The organism is Sphingomonas adhaesiva, from assembly GCF_002374855.1.
GTDB lineage: Bacteria > Pseudomonadota > Alphaproteobacteria > Sphingomonadales > Sphingomonadaceae > Sphingomonas > Sphingomonas adhaesiva.
The window spans coordinates 78,857-96,531 of the sequence record NZ_NWVC01000007.1; the positions used below are offsets into that span (position 1 = coordinate 78,857).

Consider the following 17,675-nt stretch of genomic DNA (forward strand, 5'->3'; position numbering starts at 1 on the left):
GCCTGTCAACGAGCGATGATGAGTCCGCTACGCGGGCCACGGGTCGCAACCCCTTCGCGTCTTCGCGGCTTCGCGTGAACCATCTTCCCGCCGCCGCGCAGGCGCGCCAGATTCGTGCACTCAGGCCGATACCAGGCGGCCGACGCGCGATGATGAGGCCGCTGCGCGGACCACGGCGCCACACCCCCTCCGCGCCTCCGCGTGAACAACCTTCTTCGCCCCGCCCCGGTGCGTCAGATTCCCGCCCACCAGTCGTAATCGACGTTATCTTCCCAATAGCCCCCGCGCCCCTTGCCGATCCCGTCGAGCGAGGCGACCGCGGTGGCGCGCATCAGGTATTTGGCGTGCTTGTACCCCAATTGCCGCTCCACCCGCAGCCGCAGCGGCGCGCCGTGGCCGACGTCCAGGAACCGGTCGTTCATCGCCCAGGCCAGGATCGTCTGCGGATGGAAGGCGTCGACCAGGTCGATCGATTCGTAATAGGGCGCGCCGCCGTACAGGTCGGCGCAGCGGAATACGATGTAGCGCGCGCCGTCGCGCAGCCCCGCCGCGCGCAGCACCGCGCCCAGTTGCGGCCCCTGCCACTTGCCGATCGCGCTCCACCCCTCCACGCAATCGTGGCGGGTGATCTGCGCGCGCTGCGGGAAGGCGCCGATATCCGCCAGCGACAGCGACAGCGGGCGCGTCACCAGCCCGTCGACCGTCAGCCGCCAGTCGGCGAAGCGTCCGGCGCGCAGCGCGGCATAGTCGGCGGTGCCCGGATCGCGCGTCCCGTTGGTGCGGAACCGCGGCGACATCTGGTCGGGGCGGAATTCGGGCGCCAGCGCGTCGCGGTTCGACAGCGCGCGCTGCAACCCGCGGTGCATGTCCTCGCCGCGGAACACGATCTCGCGCACCGTCGGCTGGCGGATCACGCGGTCGCATCCCGCCAACGCGAGCCCGGCGCCCCCCGCGATCAGCGTGCGGCGGCGGAGGAGCGACGCGCTCATTCCGGCACCTGCCAGCGGCCGGTGACGATCGAGCGCAGTTCGTTGCCCACGCCCGCCAGGATCACCAGCACCAGATGCACCACCAGGAACGCCGCGATCGCCACCATGGCGATGAAGTGCAGCGATCGTGCCGACTGCCGTCCGCCCAGCACGTCGAGCAGCCACGGCCACGCCGCGTTCATCCCCGGCGACAGCGCAAGGCCCGTCGCGATCACCAGCGGCAGCAGGACGAAGATCACCGCCACGTAGCTCAGCTTCTGCAGGATGTTGTACGCCCCCGGCGCTTCGGGATCGTGGAACCGCAGCGCCAAATGCGCGCGCACGTCCGCCGCCAGATGCGCGCGCGACAGGTCCGCGCGGCGGATGCTCAGGTCGCGCTGGATATGCCGGTTGACCAGGCTGACGACCATGTACGCCAGCAGCGAGAAGGCGAGGATCAGCGCCATGAACAGGTGCCAGCGGCGCGAGATTGCCAGATTGTAGTTCGCCGGGATCGTCAGCCACGCCGGAAAGCGCGGCAATTGCGCCCAGGCATGGTCGAAATTCGCGCCATACGCGCCCCAGTAGAGCCGCGGATGGGCGTTCGAAATGCCCAGTCCCGATCCGATCAGGACGATGATGCACACCGCATTGATCGCGTGCCATATCCGGGTCGCGAGGCGGTGGCGGCGGATGACGGTTGCGGCCATGGCGTGGTTCTAGCAGAAGGCGCGCGATGACCGAATGGCATTTCTACGAGCCGGCGGCGGGCCACGGCCTGGCGCACGATCCGCTCAACGCGATCGTCGCGCCGCGCCCGATCGGCTGGATCAGCACGCTGTCCGACACCGGCGTGCGCAATCTGGCGCCGTACAGCTTCTTCAACCTGTTCGCCTATCGCCCGCCGATCGTCGGCTTCTGTTCGGCCGGGGCGAAGGATACGCTCGCCAATGCGCGCGCCACGGGCGAATTCGTGTGGAACCTGGCGACCCGCGACCAGGCGGAGGCGATGAACGCCACCAGCGCGATGGTGCCGCCGGGAGAGGACGAATTCACGCTGGCGGGGCTGGCGGCGCTGCCCTCGCGCCGTGTCGCCGCGCCGCGCGTCGCGGGCAGCCCGGTGCAGTTCGAATGCGCGGTGACGCAGATCGTGCAGCTGACCGCGCGCGACGGCAGCGACATGCCGTACTGGATGGTGTTCGGCGAAGCGATCGCGATCCACATCGACCGCGCGCTGATTACGGACGGCGTCTACCAGACCGCGCGCGCCCGCCCGATCCTGCGCGGCGGCGGCCCGGCCGATTATTTCGAGGCGCTGGACGCCGGGCTGTTCCGGATGCACCGCCCCGGCTGACCGCCCCGCCGGCCGACGTCAGCCATAGGCGCGGGCGAAGAACACCGCGGTCGTCGCGCCCGTCACCGCCAGCGTCCACCACCGCACCAGCAGCGGGGGCAGCGCGCGCCCGACCAGCGCGCCGCCCCAGCCGCCCAGGATCGCGCCGGCGATCATCGGCAGCGCCGCGGGCCAGCGCACCATGCCGGTCGCCACGAACACCAGCGCGGCGGCGCTGTTGGCCACCGCCAGCATCATCGTGCGCGGCGCGAACATCGCGCGCACGCCGATCCCGGCGAGCAGCCCGTACAGCGCGGTCATCATCAAGCCCACGCCCCCGCCGAAATAGCCGCCATAGACGCCGAGCAGCGCCTGTACCGCCAGCAGCGTGCGCGGCCCGATCGTGACGCGCGCCGCCAGCCAGTCCGCCGCGCGCTTGCCCCCCAGCATCGCCGCCAGCGCCACCAGCAGCAGCCACGGGATGATGAGGTCGAACGCGCGCGTCGGGGTCAGCACCAGCAGGATGCTGCCCGCCAGCCCCGCGACGAAGGTGACCGCCGCCAGCACGCGCCAGTCGACCCCGCCCAGCGGCGCCAGTTCGTCGCGATAGCCATGCGCGCTCGCCGCCGCGCCGGGCAGCAGCGCGACGTTCGACGTCGCATTGGCGATATTGGCCGGCAGCCCGATCGCGATCAGCGCGGGCAGCGTCGCGAACGTGCCGCCGCCCGCCAGCGCGTTCATCGCCCCGCCCAGCGTGCCCGCGGCGAAGATCATCAGCATCGCGCCCGCGTCGATCACGCGCCGCGCCCCGCGTGCGCCATCATCCGTTCGCGTTCGTCAGAAGATGCCGACCGCGCCGTCGATCGACATCGCCGTCCGCCACGACCGGCGGGGGAACGGGCCAACGATAGCGGTCACGGCCGGTCCTTTCGTCGTTGCGACAGGTGAAGCCGGCGATCCGTGCGCGCTTGCGCCCGCTTCGTCAACGTCTTGCGCGGGCATCGTTGTCAGCCGCGCGGCCGGTTCGTAAGGCGAAGCTTTCGGCATTGGCCGCCAGGAAGGAATGCCCGTGAGCGACCAGGCCGAGGACCGGGGTGATCTGTTGTCGGTCGCGCTCGCCCACATGACCAACGGCATCGTCGTGCTGGGGGAGGACGAGACGGTGCTGCTGGTCAACGACCGGATGCACCGGCTGTTCGCGCTGGCGCCGGGGACGATCGCGGCCGGGACGACGCTGGCGCAGCTGCTGGGCCATGTCGGCGCCAGCGTCGGCTGGGACGCGGCGCGCGTCGCGCGGGTGCTCGACAACCACCGCAGCTGGAAGCGGGAGGGCACCGACCGCCAGCTCGATCATCATTACGACGACGGCACGGTGCTGCGCATCGCCTATCGCCCCTATCGCGCGCGCGGCGCGGTGCTGACCTTCGACGACATCACCCAGCAGGAACAGCGCGCGACGCTGGCGCGGGCGCGCAAGGATGCCGCGCGGCAGTTCCGCGACGACGTGGGTGAGACGGTGGCGGGCGTCGCACGCGTCGCCGCCGCGATCCGCGCGCGCGGCGACGATGCCGCGGCGGCGACCGCCATCGTCGCCGCGCGGGTCGGCGACATCGCCGGCCTGTCGGCGGAGGCGTCGACCGGCATGGCCGCGGCGGCGGACGCCGCAGCGCGGCTGAACGACACGATCGGCGCGACCGCCGATGCGATCGACGATGCCGCCGGCATCGCGGAGCAGGCGCGCGTGGCGGCCGGGCACAGCAGCACCGCGATCGCGAAGCTGGCCGATCACGCGCGCGCGATCGGCCCGGTGCTCGACCAGATCGGTGCGCTGGCGGCGCAAAGCCGGCTGCTGGCGCTCAACGCGACGATCGAGGCGGCGCGCGCCGGCGATGCCGGGCAGGGCTTTCGCGTCGTGGCGCAGGAGGCCAGGCTGCTGACCGACCAGATCGGCCGCGCAACGGGCGGGATCGCCGATCATGTCGACGGCATCCGTGACGGCGTGGACGACGTGGTCGGCGCCCATGCGGTGATCCGCGGGCGGCTGGACGACGTGCATGGCCGCGCCGCGTCGGTGCGCGCGACGATGCAGGCGGAACGGGTCGAGGTCGCCGCGGTGGCGCGCGCCGCGCGCGAGATCGCCGGGAACGGCGACCTGGCGGTGCGCCACGCCCATGCGCTGGAGGACGCGCACCGGCGGCTGGACGCGGCCTTCCGCGACGTCACCCGACAGGTCGATGCCGCCGAACGGCAGGTATCGCAGCTGGTCGACGGCGCCGACCGCTTCTGGTCGATGCACCTGGCCGCGCATCACGACGCGGGCTGATCCGCGCCGCGGCCGGGATCAGCCGAGCGCGGCCTGCTTTTCCGCCGCCAGCCGGTCCAGCTCGGCGCGGCTCTTCTTCTCCGCCGCGGTCTTCAGCTGGCCGCACGCCGCGTCGATGTCGCGCCCGCGCGGGGTGCGTACCGGGGCGGAAATGCCGCCCTCGAACACGATCTCGCTGAACCGCCGCACCCGTTCGGGGGTGGAGGTTTCGTACGGCGCGCCCGGCCACGGGTTGAACGGGATCAGGTTGACCTTGGCCGGCAGTTTGTACTGGCGCAGCAGGCGAACCAGCTCGTGCGCCTCGGCGTCCGAATCGTTCTTGTCCTTCAGCATCACATATTCGAACGTGATGCGCCGGGCATTGTTGGCACCGGGATAGTCGGCGCATGCCTGCAACAGTTCCTCGATGCCGTATTTGCGGTTCAGCGGCACGATCTCGTCGCGCACGTCCTTGGTCACGGCGTGGAGCGACACCGCCAGGTTGACGCCGATCTCCGCGCCCGCGCGCGCCATCATCGGCACCACGCCCGACGTCGACAGCGTGATCCGCCGCTTCGACAGCGCCAGCCCGTCGCCGTCCATCACCAGCTTCAGCGCGTCGCGCACCGCATCGAAATTGTACAGCGGCTCGCCCATCCCCATCATCACGATGTTGGTCAGCATCCGCCCCTCGGGCTGGCTGGGCCATTCGCCCAGCGAATCGCGCGCCAGCATCACCTGCCCGACGATCTCGCCCGCGGTCAGGTTGCGCACCAGCCGCATCGTGCCGGTATGGCAGAACCGGCAGTTGAGCGTGCAGCCGACCTGGCTCGACACGCACAGCGTCCCCCGATCGGCATCGGGGATGAACACCATCTCGTAATCCTGCCCGTCGGGGGAACGCAGCAGCCACTTGCGCGTGCCGTCGGTCGACACCTGTGCCTCCACCACGTCGGGGCGGCCGATCACGAACCGCTCGGTCAGCCACGGGTGCTGCGCCTTGGCGATATCGGTCATCGCGGCGAAATCGGTCGCGCCGCGGTTGTAGATCCAGTGCCAGATCTGCTTGGCGCGCAGCTTGGCCTGCCGCGCGTCCATCCCCGCCGCGGCCAGCGTCTCGCGCAGCTGCTCCTTGGACAGGCCGATCAGGTCGGTGCGGCCATCCTCGCGCATCGTCGGCGCGCGCGGCACGGGCACGGGATCGATGTGCCCCGGAATGGGCATGGCGGCGGCCGGCTCTGTCAGCATCGCGGCGATATAGCCGGATCGCGCGCGTTTTTCCAGTATCCGCTACCGGCAGCCCAGCTGTGCCGCGTCGATCGCGGTGGCGGCGCCGGCCAGCGGATAGGAATCCGCGATCGTCCGCCCGTCCGCGTCCAGCGTCGCCAGCGTCATCGCGTGCGCGCTGCGCATCGCGTTCAGGATCGCGCGGTCGGTGGCGGCGTCCGCTGCGCGCGCGGTCGTTCGGTCGCCGACCAGCGCGAAGCGCCGCTCCCCCACGGTCAGCGTGATCGCCGCGCCCGCACCGCGCGCGCGCGACAGGCGATAGAAGACCGCCGGCGCGCGCGCCGGCCCCTGCCGCGCGGCGACGCTGGCGAAGGCGCCGCGCCGGTCGCTGTCGCCGCCCGCCAGCACCGGCTGCGCGATCGCGAAGCAGCGCGGCCCCGCCCCGTTCCCGGCATCCCGAATCGCCGCCCAGCGTTCCCACACGCCCAGCGCGACGCGCTCGCCCGCCAGCGCCAGCGCCAGCGCCCAGATCACCGGCGCGTCACGCCGGCGCGTGCCCCGTGCCCAGGTGCACCACCTGTTCGCGCCCGCGCTCGATCATCGTCACGGTGCCCTGCGGATGGCCCGGCAGCACCGGCGCACCGCACGGATCGACCGGCGCGCCGGTCATCACACCCCTCAGCACGCGGCTGGAAATACCGTGCATGATGACCAGCCGGTCGCCTGGGTCCGCATCGGTATCGGCCAGCCAGCCGGAGACGCGCGCGGCGATCTGCTCGTATCGCTCCCCGTCCGGCGCGCATTTCAGCAGCCCGCCGGGCAGGATCACCGGCCCGACGTCCGCCACCACGTCCGCGTAATAGCGCCCGCCCCACGATCCCATGCCGATCTCGGTCAGGCGTTCGTCGGTGCGGACGTCGTGCCAGTCCAGCCCCAGATGCTCGGCGACGATCGCCAGCGTCTGCAACGCGCGGCCGGTGGGGCTGGCCCACAGCGTCAGCGCGGGCCTTTCCCCCAGCGCGGCGCGCAACGCGCGGCCCATCTCCTCGGCCTGGGCGAAGCCGGCGCGGGTCAGCGGGGTGTGCGGCGCCTCGCCCTGCAACCGGCGCGCGGCGTTGAAGACGGTTTCGCCGTGGCGGGCGATGAAGTCACGTCCGTGGCGGGTAGCGGTCATCCCGTCCCTGTCCCCTTGCTGTTGCCGAAAAGCAACGATTTTTCCTGTTTAGGCAGGGTTCATGCAACGTCGGCGCGATCCGCTAATTGAACGCCACGCCCCGCGTTCTGGGGTGGGTAACTGGAGTGAGACATGCGTAAGCTTGCAATGGCCACCGCCGCGGCCGCGTTCGGCGCGATGCTGGCGGCCCCCGCGATGGCGCAGGACGGCCCGTTCGCGGGTGGCCGTGTCGAGGCGCTGGCCGGCTATGACAACGTCCAGGACGGCGGCGACGGTTCGTCGGAAGGGACCAGCGGCTTCACCTACGGCGGGCTCGTCGGCTACGATATCCAGCGCGGCAACACCGTGTTCGGCCTGGAAGGGGAAGTGACCGACGCCACCACCAGCACGCGCAGCTACAACGCGCTGGCCGCGGGCGACCGTTTCTCGGTCGAGGCGGGGCGCGACTTCTATCTGGGCGGGCGCATCGGCGCGGTGATCTCGCCGCAGGCGATGGTCTATGCCAAGGGCGGCTACACCAACGCGCGCGTGGAAAGCCGCTACACCACCGGCGCGACCGGCGCGACCGAGACGATCGACAAGGTGAACCTCGACGGGTTCCGCGTCGGTGCGGGCCTTGAGTACAAGCTGTCGCCGACGTCGTTCATCAAGGGCGAATACCGCTATTCGCACTATGGCAATGTCGACAACGTCGACATCGACCTCGACCGGCATCAGCTGATGGCGGGCATCGGCATCCGCTTCTGATGCGCATCGTGCGGCCGGTTTTCCACAGGAAATCGGCCGTACCACCGGCTTGGGACCGTTATGGAGGGTCGGGGCGCTTGCTCCGGCCCTTCATCTTTGGCTAGGAAAAGTCGGCCAATTGCCCCTGGTGCGATGTGTAGACCTGCGGGCCGGGGGATGAGTTGAGATGAAGGCGACGATCGAACGCGCGACGCTGCTGAAGGGGCTGAGCCACGTCCAGTCGGTGGTGGAGCGGCGCAACACCATTCCGATCCTGTCGAACGTGCTGCTGGAAGCGACCGCCGAGGGGCAGTTGCGGCTGATGGCGACCGACCTCGATCTGCAGATCAACGAATCGGTCGCCGCCGCCGTGGATCAGCCGGGCGCCACCACCGTGTCGGCGCACACGTTGTTCGACATCGCGCGCAAGCTGCCGGAGGGCGCGCAGGTGTCGATCACCGCGGCCGAGGGGCGGATGACGATCGTGGCGGGGCGCGCGCGCTTCTCGCTCGGCACGCTGCCGCGTGACGATTTCCCGGTGATCGCCGAGGGCGAATTGCCGCACCAGTTCGAACTGCCGGTCGAAACGCTCAGGCAGATCATCGACAAGACGCGCTTCGCCATCTCCACCGAGGAGACGCGCTATTACCTCAACGGCATCTTCCTTCACACCGCGGAGGGCGTGCTGAAGGCGGCGGCGACCGACGGCCACCGGCTGGCGCGCGTCACCGTCGACCAGCCGCAGGGCGCCGAGGGGATGCCCGACGTGATCGTGCCGCGCAAATGCATCGCCGAACTGCGCAAGCTGCTCGACGAGGTCGACGGTTCGGTCGGCGTGTCGCTGTCGGGCACCAAGATCCGCTTCGACCTGGGGCAGGCGATCCTGACGTCGAAGCTGATCGACGGCACCTTCCCCGATTACAGCCGCGTCATCCCGACCGCCAACGACAAGATCCTGAAGCTCGATCCCAAGAGCTTCATGGAGGGCGTCGACCGCGTCTCCACCATCGCCACCGAGAAGACCCGCGCGGTCAAGATGGCGCTGGACCGCGACAAGATCACGCTGTCGGTGACCAGCCCGGAAAACGGCACCGCGGCGGAGGAAGTGCCCGGCGAATATGTGTCGCTGCCGTTCGAGATCGGCTTCAACAGCCGCTACCTGCTCGACATCCTGGGGCAGATCGACACCGATATCGTCGAGGTCCACCTCGCCGACGCCGCCGCCCCGACGCTGATCCGCGAGAACGACAAGAGCCCCGCGCTCTACGTCCTGATGCCGATGCGCGTCTGACACCCGGCCGGGGGGGCGGACGACGACCACTCCCACGCCGTGGCCGCTGATCGGGCCGGGACGTCTGCGAAGCTCGCCTCCGTCATGCCGGACTTGTTCCGGCATCCACCGTGCCGCGAAATCAGGCGCTTGCCTGTGTGCGGAAACGTGGATGCCGTAACAGGTCCGGCATGACGGCGTGAGTTTTGCCAAAGGTCCTGCCTTCGCTGGCGCGACGGGTAGAAGAGGCGGGGGCCACCACCGGACCCCCGGCGGCGCACGACACCCCCGGTTGATCGGCATCAGCCTGATTTCCCGGAACGAACCACCCGCGCGGTCCGTATCCCCGGCCCTATGACCATTCCCGCCACGCCGCTGTTTCCCTGGGTCCATGATGCGCAATCCGCGCTGGAATCGCTCCTCCAGCAACACGTCGCGGCGCGCGACTTCCCGTGTGTCGGGGCCAAGGCGGCGCTGGCGCGCGGGACGTTGATGGTGCTGGCGTGCACGCGCATCGACAGCGCGTGGGACGACCTGCGCATCCATGACGCGCTGATGCGCTTCGCCGCCGATTATCGCGCGCAGCCCGGGCTGTTCCGCAGCTTCGCGGTGGTGTTCGACGGGCCGGACGCGCTGGATGAGAACGCGTTCGAGGCGGCGCTGTGGCAGCGCCTGCAGTCGCTGTCGGACAAGGACGTGTGGCGCGGCCAGTCCTATGACGCGCGCGTCAGCGCCGATCCGGACGATCCGCATTTCTCGCTCAGCTTCGGCGGGGAGGCGTTCTTCGTCGTCGGGCTGCACCCCGCCGCGTCGCGCCCGGCGCGGCGCTTCGCGCGGCCGACCCTGGTGTTCAACCTCCACGACCAGTTCGAGACGCTGCGCGCCGACGGCCGCTACGAAACGATGCGCGAGGCGATCATGGTCCGTGACGAGGCGATCGCCGGTTCGCGCAACCCGATGCTCGCCCGCCATGGCGAGATGAGCGAGGCGCGCCAATACAGCGGCCGCGCGGTCGATCCGCAATGGCGCTGCCCGTTCCAATATGGCGGCGGGGAAGCGGCATGAGCGCCGCGGGCACGCAGGTCATCCCGCCGCGCAGGGGGGCCGGCTTCCGGCTGGCCGCCGGGCAATTGCTGACCGTCATCGACCCGGAGGGGCGGCAGGTCGCCGACCTGCTCGCCTATAACGCGGCGGACGTGCGCGAGGTGATCTCGTCCGGCCGCACGCTAGATTATGCCGAAACGATCCGGCTGACGACCGGGCACCTGCTGTATTCCAACCGCTCAAGGCCGATGCTGGAGATTGTCGAGGACAGCGTCGGCCGGCACGACTTCCTGCTGACGCCTTGCTCTTACGACACCTTCCACCATTTCTACCCCGACCTGCCGCCGCATCGCGGCTGTTTCGGCAATCTGGCGGAGGCGCTGGCGCCGTTCGGGGTGGAGGAGGATGCGATCCCGGTCGCGTTCAACTGTTTCATGAATGTGCCGGTCGATGGCACGACCGGGCGGCTGGAGGTGCTGCCCCCCACCAGCGTCGCGGGGGACCGGATCGTGCTGCGCGCGCGGATGGACCTGGTGATCGGGCTGACCGCCTGTTCCGCACCGGCATCGAACGGCGGCAGTTTCAAGCCGATCCACTATCGGATCGACGACCCGTCGTGACCCGGCCCGTCATGACCGGGCGCCGCTATGGCCGCGCGGTCGCGTTCGCGCGCTTGCGCGCGACCGCCTCGCGCAACCGCTGCGTATAACGTTCGGCCAGGTCGAGGTGGAGCCGCCGGATCGCCTTGACGTCCGTGTCGCGGGCAAGGGCGCGTTCCTGGTCGGAACGGCGGCGGAAGAATTCGGCATCGTCGGTGGCTGACATGGCGCAACCTTTCTGATCGAGCGAAGGGGCCGCCGGCATCCGGCGGCGGTTGCGCACTATGCACCACCCTGCCGCGCGCGGCGTTCAACTCGATCAAGATTCCGCCACAATTCCCGTCGCTTGGCCGCGAAGCGCGGTCGCGCTATCCCCCGCCGTGCAGGTTGATCTTCTGCCCGGTGACGTAGTCGGCGTCAGCCGACACGAAGAAGGCGACCGCCGCCGCGACGTCCTCCGGCGTGGAAACGCGCCCGAACGGCGACCCCGCGTCCAGTTCATGGATATCCGCCACGCCGCGCGTCGCCATCGCCAGCCGCTTGCCCATGTCGGTGACGGTCAGTCCCGGCGCGACGATGTTGACGCGGATGCCATGCGCGCGCTCCTCCTTGGCCAGCGTCTGCGCCAGCGCCTCCACCGCCGCCTTGCCCATGTTGTACGGCGCGCCGTTGGCGGCGTGATACAGCGTCGCCACCGACGAGATCATCACGATATCGCCGCGCGTCCGCTGGCGCATCCACGGGATGGCCAGTTTCGACAGGTAATGCGGCGCCAGCGCATGGGTGCGCACCACGCGTTCCAGCTCGGCGGGATCGGTATCGGCGACCGATTGCCCGCGACTGGCGATGCCGGCGTTGTTGACCAGGATGTCGATCGCGCCGAAATCCGCCGCCACCGCCTCCACCAATGTCGCGCAGGCGTCGAACGAATCGACCGACGCCGGATAGGCGCGCGCGCGCCGCCCCATCGCCTCGATCGCGGCGACCACCTCCGCCGCGGCATCGGCGTCGCGGCGGTAATTGACCGCCACGTCCGCGCCGTCGTGCGCCAGCCGCAGCGCGATCGCGCGCCCGATTCCGCGCCCCGCGCCCGTCACCAGCGCGACGCGTCCCGTCAGCGGCGCGCTCATGCCCGCGCTCCCTTGCTATAGTCCGGACGCCGCTTCTCCAGGAACGCGCTCAGCCCCTCGGCAAAGGCGTTGTCGCCGACGGTCAGGATCTGGTTGCGATCCTCCATCGCGATCGCCGATTCGAGCGAGGGGGCATCGATGCTCATCCGCAGACACTCCTTGGTCAGCCGCAGCCCCAGCGGCGAGGCATCCAGCATCCGTTCGACCAGCGGCACGGCCGCCGCCTCCAGCTCGGCATCGGGGACGACGCGGCTCACCAGCCCGCACGCCAGCGCGCGCTCGGCATGGATGAAATCGCCCGTCAGCATCAGTTCGGCCGCCAGCGACGCGCCGACCAGCCGCGGCAGGAAGTAACTGACCCCGATGTCGCACGCCGACAGGCCGATGCGGATGAAGGCCGCGTTCATCCGCGCGCTTTCGCCCGCGATCCGCACGTCGGACGCCAGCGCCATCGCGAAGCCGCCGCCGCACGCCGGCCCGTGGATCAGGCTGACGATCGGCTGCGGCGCATAGCGCATCGCCATCACGATCTCCGCGATCGACCGCTGGTGGCGCAGCCGGTCGATCGTGTCGCGCTCGACCGGATCGGCCTTCAGGTCCAGCCCCGCGCAATAGGCGCTGCCGGCGCCGCGCAGCACCACGACGCGCACCTCGCGGTCGGTCGCCAGCCCGCGGAAATAGTCGGAGAGTTCGCCGACCATCGCGTCGTCCAGCGCGTTGAGCCGGTCGGGCCGGTTCATCGTCACCCATTCGGTCGCGCCGCGCCGCTCCACGACGATCGTCTGTCGCTGCGTCATCACCCTCTCCCGTTCCTTCTTTGCGCGCAGGTTGGCATAACTAAAGTTATCCCGCAACGGCGATGGCCGCGGGGATGCGGATCGGGCACAAGCGCGCGCGATGGACCACGACTTCCGCCGCGCCTTTCCCGATGGCCGCACCGAACCGCACCGCCGCGCGATCGCCGAGGAGGCGCCGGTCGCGATCGAGGTCAACGGCCTGGGCTATGCGGTGATGATGGCGACCCCCGCCGACCTTGCCGATTTCGCCACCGGCTTCGCGCTGTCCGAACGGATCGTCGCCGATCGCTCGGAACTGGCCGCGATCGACCTGCATGACGCACCGCAGGGGACGATCGTGCGGCTCGCCGTGCCCCCCGCGCGCGCCGCCGCGGTCGCCGACCGCGTGCGGCGGCGCACCAGCGACAGTTCGTGCGGACTGTGCGGGATGGACAACCTCGATGCCGTCCACCGCCCGCTGCCGCGCGTCCCCGCCGCCACCGCGCCGACCGCGGCGGTGTTCGCCGCGCTGGCGGCGATGCGCGCGCACCAGCCGCTGAACGCCGCGACCGGCGCCGCGCATGCCGCGATGCTGTGCGCGGCGGACGGCACGATCCGCTGCGCGCGCGAGGATGTCGGCCGCCACAATGCCTTCGACAAGCTGATCGGCGCGATGGCGCGCGGCGGCATGGCGTGGGACGGCGGGTTCGCGCTGCTGTCGTCGCGCTGTTCGTACGAACTGGTGGAAAAGGCCGCGCTGGCCGACTGCCCGATGCTGGTCACCGTATCGGCGGCGACCACGCTGGCGCTGGCGCGCGCCGCCGCGGCGGGGTTGACGCTGGTCAGCCTGGCGCGCGACGACGCGGTGCTGATCGCCGATCCCGTGCGTTAGGGGTGCCATGACCGAACAATATGACGACCGCCCCGATTTCACCCCCTATCCCGGCCCGGCGGGCGGATGGGGGTCGCTCCGCTCGCTGGCGGACATCATCCCGCGCGAAAAGAACCCGGTCGTCACCAGCGCCGAGCTGCTGCGCCAGAACAAGCCGGACGGCTTCGCCTGCGTCAGCTGCGCCTGGGCCAAGCCCGATCCGACGCATGCCGCCGAATTCTGCGAAAACGGCGCGAAGGCGACCGCCTGGGAAATCACCTCGCAGCGCGTCACCCCGGCGTTCTTCCGCCAGCATACGTTGACGCAGCTGCGCGGCTGGAGCGATTACCGGCTGGAGGAAGCCGGGCGGCTGACCCATCCGATGCGCTACGACGCTGCGACCGACCGCTATGTCGTGGCGCCGTGGGAGGAGGCGTTCGCCGCGATCGCCGCGCGGCTCAAGCCGCTCGATCCGCGGTCGGTGGTCTTCTACGCCTCGGGCCGCGCCAGCCTGGAAACCTCGTTCCTGTGGCAGCTGATGGCGCGCCTCTACGGCAACCAGAACCTGCCCGACAGTTCGAACATGTGCCACGAATCGACGTCGGTCGGGCTGAAGGCGTCGATCGGCGTGCCGGTGGGCACCGTGAAGATCGAGGATTTCGACCATACCGACTGCATCCTGCACTTCGGCCAGAACGTCGCCACCAACAGCCCGCGGATGCTCCACCAGCTGCGCGCGGTGCACAAGCGCGGCGCACCGATCGTCGTGTTCAACCCGCTGCGCGAACGCGGGCTGGAACGCTTCACCGATCCGCAGAACCCGATCGAGATGGCGACCGGCGGCGAAACCCCGATCGCCACCCAATATCATCAGGTGATCGCCGGCGGCGATATCGCCGCGATGACCGGCATCGCCAAATGGCTGATCGACAACGACCGCGTCGACCACGATTTCGTCGCCCGCCACACCCACGGCTATGAGGCGTTCGCCGCCAGCGTGCAGGCGGCGGACTGGGCGGATATCGAACGCGAATCGGGGCTGACGCGTGCCGCGATCGAGGGGGTCGCGGCCATCTATGCGCGCGCGAAGGCGGCGATGGCGATCTACGGCATGGGGCTGACGCAGCATGTGAAGGGCGTCGACAACGTCCGCATGCTCGTGAACCTGATGCTGATGCGCGGCAACATCGGCAAGCCGGGCGCGGGCCTGTGCCCGGTGCGCGGGCACAGCAACGTGCAGGGCCAGCGCACCGTCGGCATCACCGAGAAGACCGAGCTGGCGCCGGTCGATGCGCTTAAGGAGCGCTATGGCTTCACTCCGCCCACCGAAAAGGGGCTGGACACGGTGGAGGCGTGCCGCGGCATCATCGACGGCACGGTGAAGGCGTTCCTGTCGCTGGGCGGCAATTTCGCGCGCGCGGTGCCGGAAACCGAACTGGTCGAGGACGGCTGGATGCGGATGGACCTGTCGGTGCAGATCGCCACCAAGCTGAACCGCAGCCACCTGCTGCCCGCCGCCGGCGACACCTGGCTGCTGCCGTGCCTGGGCCGGATCGAGCGCGATCTGCAGGAAACGGGGCCGCAGCGTGTGACGGTGGAGGATTCGACCAGCGTCATCCACGCCTCGCTGGGGAAGGTCGATCCCGCCAGTCCGCACCTGCTCTCCGAACCCGCGATCGTCGCGGGCATCGCCAGGGCGCTGCTGCCCGCCAATCCGGCGGTGAAATGGGACGAATGGATCGGCGACTATGCGCTGATCCGCGACGAGATCGCGGCGATCTTCCCGCATTTCTTCGCCCGCTTCAACCAGCGCCTCGCCGAGGAGCCGGGCGGTTTCTGGAAGGGGAACAAGGCATCGGGGCGCGAATGGGACACGCCCAGCGGCAAGGCCGAGTTCCTGGCGCCGGCCGAGCTGAACGCCACCGGCTTCGCCGCCGCGGACGGCCGCTACCGGCTGCTCACCTTGCGCTCGAACGATCAGTTCAACACCACCGTCTACGGCTATTCGGACCGGTTCCGCGGCATCAACGGCACGCGGCAGGTGGTGCTGATGAACCGCGACGATATCGCGAAGGCGGGGCTGTCGAACGGACAGAAGGTGACGCTGGCCAGCGACGCGGGCGACAACCACGACCGGCGCGTCGGCGACCTGATCGTCGTCGAATACAATGTGCCGCCCGGCTGCATCGCGGCCTATTACCCGGAGTGCAACCCGCTGATCCCGCTGGAACATCATGCGGAGGAAAGCCACGTCCCCGCCGCCAAGTCGGTGCCGGTGCGGATCGTCGCCTGATCGTGCCAAGCCTCTTGACGTGCGCGTCACCATAACAGACGTTATCCCTCGATAACCCGCAAGAGGGAGAGGGATGTGCAGCTTGGCCCCGATATCGCGGCCGTCGTCACCGGGGGTGCGTCCGGACTGGGGCGCGCTACCGCTCAGGCGCTGATCGCCGCCGGATGCCGCGTCGCGCTGTTCGATCGCAATGCCGATATCGGACCGGGCGTCGCGGCTGAGATCGGCGCGACCTTCTGCCATGTCGACGTCACCGATCAGGGGTCGGTCGACGCCGGCTTCGCCGCGGCGCGCGCCGCCAACGGGCAGGAACGCGTGCTGGTCAATTGCGCCGGCGGCAGCGTCGGCGGCCCGAACAAGACGGTCGCGCGGTCGAAGGAGGACGGCGCGATCGTCCCCTATCCGATCGACCATTACCGCGCGACGCTCGAACTCAACCTGGTCGGCACGTTCCGCTGCATCGTCGGCGCGGCGGCGGGGATGATGACGCTGCCGCCCACCGCCGACGGCGATCGCGGCGCGATCGTCAACACCGCCAGCGTCGCGGGCGAGGAAGGGCAGGTCGGCCAGATCTCCTATGCCTCGGCCAAGGCGGGGATCATCGGCATGACATTGGTGGTCGCGCGCGATCTGGCGGCGGAGGCGATCCGCTGCAACACGATCCTGCCCGGCATCTTCGACACGCCGCTGCTGGCGCGGGCGAAGCCGCAGGTGAAGGCGGCGCTGGGCGCGATGGTGCCGTTCCCGAAGCGGCTGGGCCGCGCCGACGAATATGCCCGGCTCGCGCTGGAGATGATCCGCAACCCCTATTTCAATGGCGAGGACGTCCGGCTGGACGGCGCCATCCGCATGCAGCCGAGGTAGCGCCGATGAACTTCGACTATTCCGATGAGCAGAAGATGCTGAAGGAGGAGGCGCGCCGCTTCCTGGCCGCGCGCTGCGATACCGCGGTGGTGCGCGGCGTCCTCGATCACGACGACCGGCATCACGACGATGCGCTGTGGCGCGCGATCGCGGGGCAGGGCTGGCTGGGGGCGGCGATCCCGGAAGCTTATGGCGGGCTGGGGCTGGGCCATGTCGAATTGTGCGCGCTGGCGGAAGAGCTGGGCCGCGCGCTGGCGCCGGTACCGTTCGCGTCCACCGTCTATTTCGTCGCCGAGGCGCTGATGCTGCTGGGCAGCGAGGAACAGAAGACGCGCTGGCTGCCGCGCATCGCCGCGGGCGAGGTCATCGGCGCCTTCGCCACCTCGGAGGGGCCGGGCGCAATCGCGCCGGGGCGGATCGCGACGCGCGTCGTCGACGGCCGGCTCAGCGGCACCAAGATCCCCGTCACCGACGGGCAGATCGCCGACGTGCTGGTCGTGCTCGCAGACGACGGCCTGTACCTGGTGGAGGGGCCGGTCGCCGCCGAGCCGCTGGCGACGCTCGACCCTACGCGCGCCGCCGCGAAGATCGTCTTCAACGGCGCGCCGGCCGAGCGGCTGGGCGACGAGGACGGCTTCGCCGCGATGCAGGCGGTGTTCGACCGCGCGGCGGTGCTGCTGGCGTTCGAGCAGCTGGGCGGCGCCGACCGCGCGCTGGAAATGGCCAAGGACTATGCGCTCCAGCGCCACGCCTTCGGCCGCGCGATCGGCGGCTATCAGGCGATCAAGCACAAGCTGGCCGACATTTACGTCAGGAACGAGATCGCACGCTCCAACGCCTATTACGGCGCCTGGGCGCTGGGCAGCGGCGCGGCGGAACTGCCGCTGGCCGCCGCGACCGCGCGCGTCGCCGCCAGCGAGGCCTATTGGTTCGCCGCCAAGGAGAATATCCAGACCCACGGCGGCATCGGCTTCACCTGGGAAGCCGATCCGCAGCTCCACTATCGCCGCTCGCGCCAGCTGGCGCTGGTTGCCGGGGCGCCGGCGGTCTGGCGCGAGCGGCTGGTCGCGCAGCTCGAACGCCGCAACGCGGCCTGAA

The 17,675-nt window shown here is 70.2% G+C and carries 19 protein-coding genes; 10 read left to right on the forward strand and 9 right to left on the reverse strand.

All coding sequences use genetic code 11. The features are described from left to right. Positions 1-233 precede the first annotated feature (233 nt). Positions 234-989, reverse strand: a complete 756-nt coding sequence (locus COA07_RS13720) for a molybdopterin-dependent oxidoreductase (RefSeq protein WP_066712454.1) — start codon at positions 987-989, stop codon at positions 234-236. Further along, a complete protein-coding gene (locus tag COA07_RS13725; protein WP_066712451.1) occupies positions 986-1,678 on the reverse strand; it encodes a cytochrome b/b6 domain-containing protein in 693 nt (230 codons plus the stop codon). The genes COA07_RS13720 and COA07_RS13725 overlap by 4 nt, the downstream gene beginning before the upstream one ends. A gap of 26 nt (positions 1,679-1,704) precedes the next feature. On the opposite strand from COA07_RS13725, the gene COA07_RS13730 reads away from it, so the two are divergent. Further along, entirely contained in the window at positions 1,705-2,322 is a 618-nt protein-coding gene (locus COA07_RS13730) for a flavin reductase family protein (protein WP_066712449.1), read from the forward strand. Between the two features lie 18 nt (positions 2,323-2,340). Here the strand turns inward: COA07_RS13730 and COA07_RS13735 are convergent, their stop codons facing one another. Then, complete coding sequence (locus tag COA07_RS13735; RefSeq protein ID WP_245842160.1) at positions 2,341-3,099, reverse strand: sulfite exporter TauE/SafE family protein; 759 nt, start codon at positions 3,097-3,099, stop codon at positions 2,341-2,343. Between the two features lie 271 nt (positions 3,100-3,370). Here COA07_RS13735 and COA07_RS13740 point away from each other — a divergent pair, with 271 nt between their 5' ends. Next, on the forward strand, positions 3,371-4,624 hold the full coding sequence (locus COA07_RS13740; RefSeq protein ID WP_169924241.1) for a methyl-accepting chemotaxis protein: 1,254 nt from the start codon (positions 3,371-3,373) through the stop codon (positions 4,622-4,624). Positions 4,625-4,642: 18 nt separating this feature from the next. Here COA07_RS13740 and rlmN read toward each other — a convergent pair whose 3' ends face one another. The 3 genes from rlmN to COA07_RS13755 form a co-directional block, all read right to left on the reverse strand. After that, on the reverse strand, positions 4,643-5,827 hold the full coding sequence (rlmN, locus tag COA07_RS13745; RefSeq protein WP_096641260.1) for a dual-specificity RNA methyltransferase RlmN: 1,185 nt from the start codon (positions 5,825-5,827) through the stop codon (positions 4,643-4,645). A 66-nt stretch (positions 5,828-5,893) separates the two neighbouring features. Continuing rightward, positions 5,894-6,364, reverse strand: coding sequence for an invasion associated locus B family protein (locus COA07_RS13750; protein WP_096641232.1), 471 nt, complete (start codon positions 6,362-6,364; stop codon positions 5,894-5,896). Between the two features lie 7 nt (positions 6,365-6,371). Continuing rightward, positions 6,372-7,004: a histidine phosphatase family protein gene (locus COA07_RS13755; RefSeq protein WP_066711834.1), complete on the reverse strand. Its 633-nt coding sequence runs from the start codon at positions 7,002-7,004 to the stop codon at positions 6,372-6,374. Between the two features lie 132 nt (positions 7,005-7,136). Here COA07_RS13755 and COA07_RS13760 point away from each other — a divergent pair, with 132 nt between their 5' ends. The 4 genes from COA07_RS13760 (at position 7,137) to COA07_RS13775 (ending at position 10,664) form a co-directional block, all read left to right on the forward strand. Beyond that, positions 7,137-7,751, forward strand: a complete 615-nt coding sequence (locus COA07_RS13760) for an outer membrane protein (RefSeq protein WP_066711833.1) — start codon at positions 7,137-7,139, stop codon at positions 7,749-7,751. 166 nt (positions 7,752-7,917) lie between these two features. Beyond that, positions 7,918-9,021: a DNA polymerase III subunit beta gene (gene dnaN, locus COA07_RS13765; RefSeq protein WP_066711832.1), complete on the forward strand. Its 1,104-nt coding sequence runs from the start codon at positions 7,918-7,920 to the stop codon at positions 9,019-9,021. A 333-nt stretch (positions 9,022-9,354) separates the two neighbouring features. Next, on the forward strand, positions 9,355-10,065 hold the full coding sequence (gene gntA / locus COA07_RS13770) for a guanitoxin biosynthesis heme-dependent pre-guanitoxin N-hydroxylase GntA (RefSeq protein WP_066711831.1): 711 nt from the start codon (positions 9,355-9,357) through the stop codon (positions 10,063-10,065). After that, on the forward strand, positions 10,062-10,664 hold the full coding sequence (locus COA07_RS13775) for a DUF1989 domain-containing protein (RefSeq protein WP_066711830.1): 603 nt from the start codon (positions 10,062-10,064) through the stop codon (positions 10,662-10,664). Before gntA ends, COA07_RS13775 begins: the two co-directional genes overlap by 4 nt. Positions 10,665-10,689: 25 nt before the next feature. Here the strand turns inward: COA07_RS13775 and COA07_RS13780 are convergent, their stop codons facing one another. The 3 genes from COA07_RS13780 to COA07_RS13790 all read right to left on the reverse strand — a co-directional run bounded on the left by COA07_RS13780 (position 10,690) and on the right by COA07_RS13790 (position 12,570). Next, a complete protein-coding gene (locus tag COA07_RS13780) occupies positions 10,690-10,869 on the reverse strand; it encodes a hypothetical protein (protein WP_066711829.1) in 180 nt (59 codons plus the stop codon). Positions 10,870-11,011: 142 nt separating this feature from the next. Next, positions 11,012-11,773: an SDR family NAD(P)-dependent oxidoreductase gene (locus COA07_RS13785; RefSeq protein ID WP_066711828.1), complete on the reverse strand. Its 762-nt coding sequence runs from the start codon at positions 11,771-11,773 to the stop codon at positions 11,012-11,014. Then, positions 11,770-12,570: an enoyl-CoA hydratase/isomerase family protein gene (locus tag COA07_RS13790; RefSeq protein WP_066711827.1), complete on the reverse strand. Its 801-nt coding sequence runs from the start codon at positions 12,568-12,570 to the stop codon at positions 11,770-11,772. The genes COA07_RS13785 and COA07_RS13790 overlap by 4 nt, the downstream gene beginning before the upstream one ends. A 100-nt stretch (positions 12,571-12,670) precedes the next feature. On the opposite strand from COA07_RS13790, the gene fdhD reads away from it, so the two are divergent. From fdhD to COA07_RS13810, 4 genes are all read left to right on the forward strand, one after another. Continuing rightward, positions 12,671-13,441 (forward strand): formate dehydrogenase accessory sulfurtransferase FdhD, encoded by a 771-nt coding sequence (gene fdhD, locus COA07_RS13795; protein ID WP_096641234.1) that lies wholly within the window; start codon positions 12,671-12,673, stop codon positions 13,439-13,441. A 7-nt stretch (positions 13,442-13,448) separates the two neighbouring features. Next, positions 13,449-15,713, forward strand: a complete 2,265-nt coding sequence (locus tag COA07_RS13800; RefSeq protein ID WP_083956901.1) for an FdhF/YdeP family oxidoreductase — start codon at positions 13,449-13,451, stop codon at positions 15,711-15,713. A gap of 75 nt (positions 15,714-15,788) precedes the next feature. Beyond that, positions 15,789-16,577 carry an SDR family NAD(P)-dependent oxidoreductase gene (locus COA07_RS13805; protein WP_066711500.1) on the forward strand — a complete coding sequence of 263 codons (789 nt, stop codon included), beginning with the start codon at positions 15,789-15,791 and terminating at the stop codon, positions 16,575-16,577. A gap of 5 nt (positions 16,578-16,582) precedes the next feature. Next, the gene (locus COA07_RS13810; RefSeq protein WP_066711501.1) at positions 16,583-17,674 is read left to right on the forward strand and encodes an acyl-CoA dehydrogenase family protein; all 1,092 of its coding nucleotides are present in this window, start codon (positions 16,583-16,585) and stop codon (positions 17,672-17,674) included. The last annotated feature ends 1 nt before the right edge of the window (position 17,675 follow it).

Bases quoted from the DNA above. Each gene is read 5' to 3' on its own strand.
- COA07_RS13720 (WP_066712454.1), bottom strand. From the start codon at position 989: ATGAGCGCGTCGCTCCTCCGCCGCCGCACGCTGATCGCGGGGGGCGCC.
- COA07_RS13725 (WP_066712451.1), bottom strand. From the start codon at position 1,678: ATGGCCGCAACCGTCATCCGCCGCCACCGCCTCGCGACCCGGATATGG.
- COA07_RS13730 (WP_066712449.1), top strand. From the start codon at position 1,705: ATGACCGAATGGCATTTCTACGAGCCGGCGGCGGGCCACGGCCTGGCG.
- rlmN (WP_096641260.1), bottom strand. From the start codon at position 5,827: ATGCCCATTCCGGGGCACATCGATCCCGTGCCCGTGCCGCGCGCGCCG.
- COA07_RS13755 (WP_066711834.1), bottom strand. From the start codon at position 7,004: ATGACCGCTACCCGCCACGGACGTGACTTCATCGCCCGCCACGGCGAA.
- COA07_RS13760 (WP_066711833.1), top strand. From the start codon at position 7,137: ATGCGTAAGCTTGCAATGGCCACCGCCGCGGCCGCGTTCGGCGCGATG.
- dnaN (WP_066711832.1), top strand. From the start codon at position 7,918: ATGAAGGCGACGATCGAACGCGCGACGCTGCTGAAGGGGCTGAGCCAC.
- gntA (WP_066711831.1), top strand. From the start codon at position 9,355: ATGACCATTCCCGCCACGCCGCTGTTTCCCTGGGTCCATGATGCGCAA.
- COA07_RS13775 (WP_066711830.1), top strand. From the start codon at position 10,062: ATGAGCGCCGCGGGCACGCAGGTCATCCCGCCGCGCAGGGGGGCCGGC.
- COA07_RS13780 (WP_066711829.1), bottom strand. From the start codon at position 10,869: ATGTCAGCCACCGACGATGCCGAATTCTTCCGCCGCCGTTCCGACCAG.
- COA07_RS13785 (WP_066711828.1), bottom strand. From the start codon at position 11,773: ATGAGCGCGCCGCTGACGGGACGCGTCGCGCTGGTGACGGGCGCGGGG.
- COA07_RS13790 (WP_066711827.1), bottom strand. From the start codon at position 12,570: ATGACGCAGCGACAGACGATCGTCGTGGAGCGGCGCGGCGCGACCGAA.
- fdhD (WP_096641234.1), top strand. From the start codon at position 12,671: ATGGACCACGACTTCCGCCGCGCCTTTCCCGATGGCCGCACCGAACCG.
- COA07_RS13800 (WP_083956901.1), top strand. From the start codon at position 13,449: ATGACCGAACAATATGACGACCGCCCCGATTTCACCCCCTATCCCGGC.
- COA07_RS13810 (WP_066711501.1), top strand. From the start codon at position 16,583: ATGAACTTCGACTATTCCGATGAGCAGAAGATGCTGAAGGAGGAGGCG.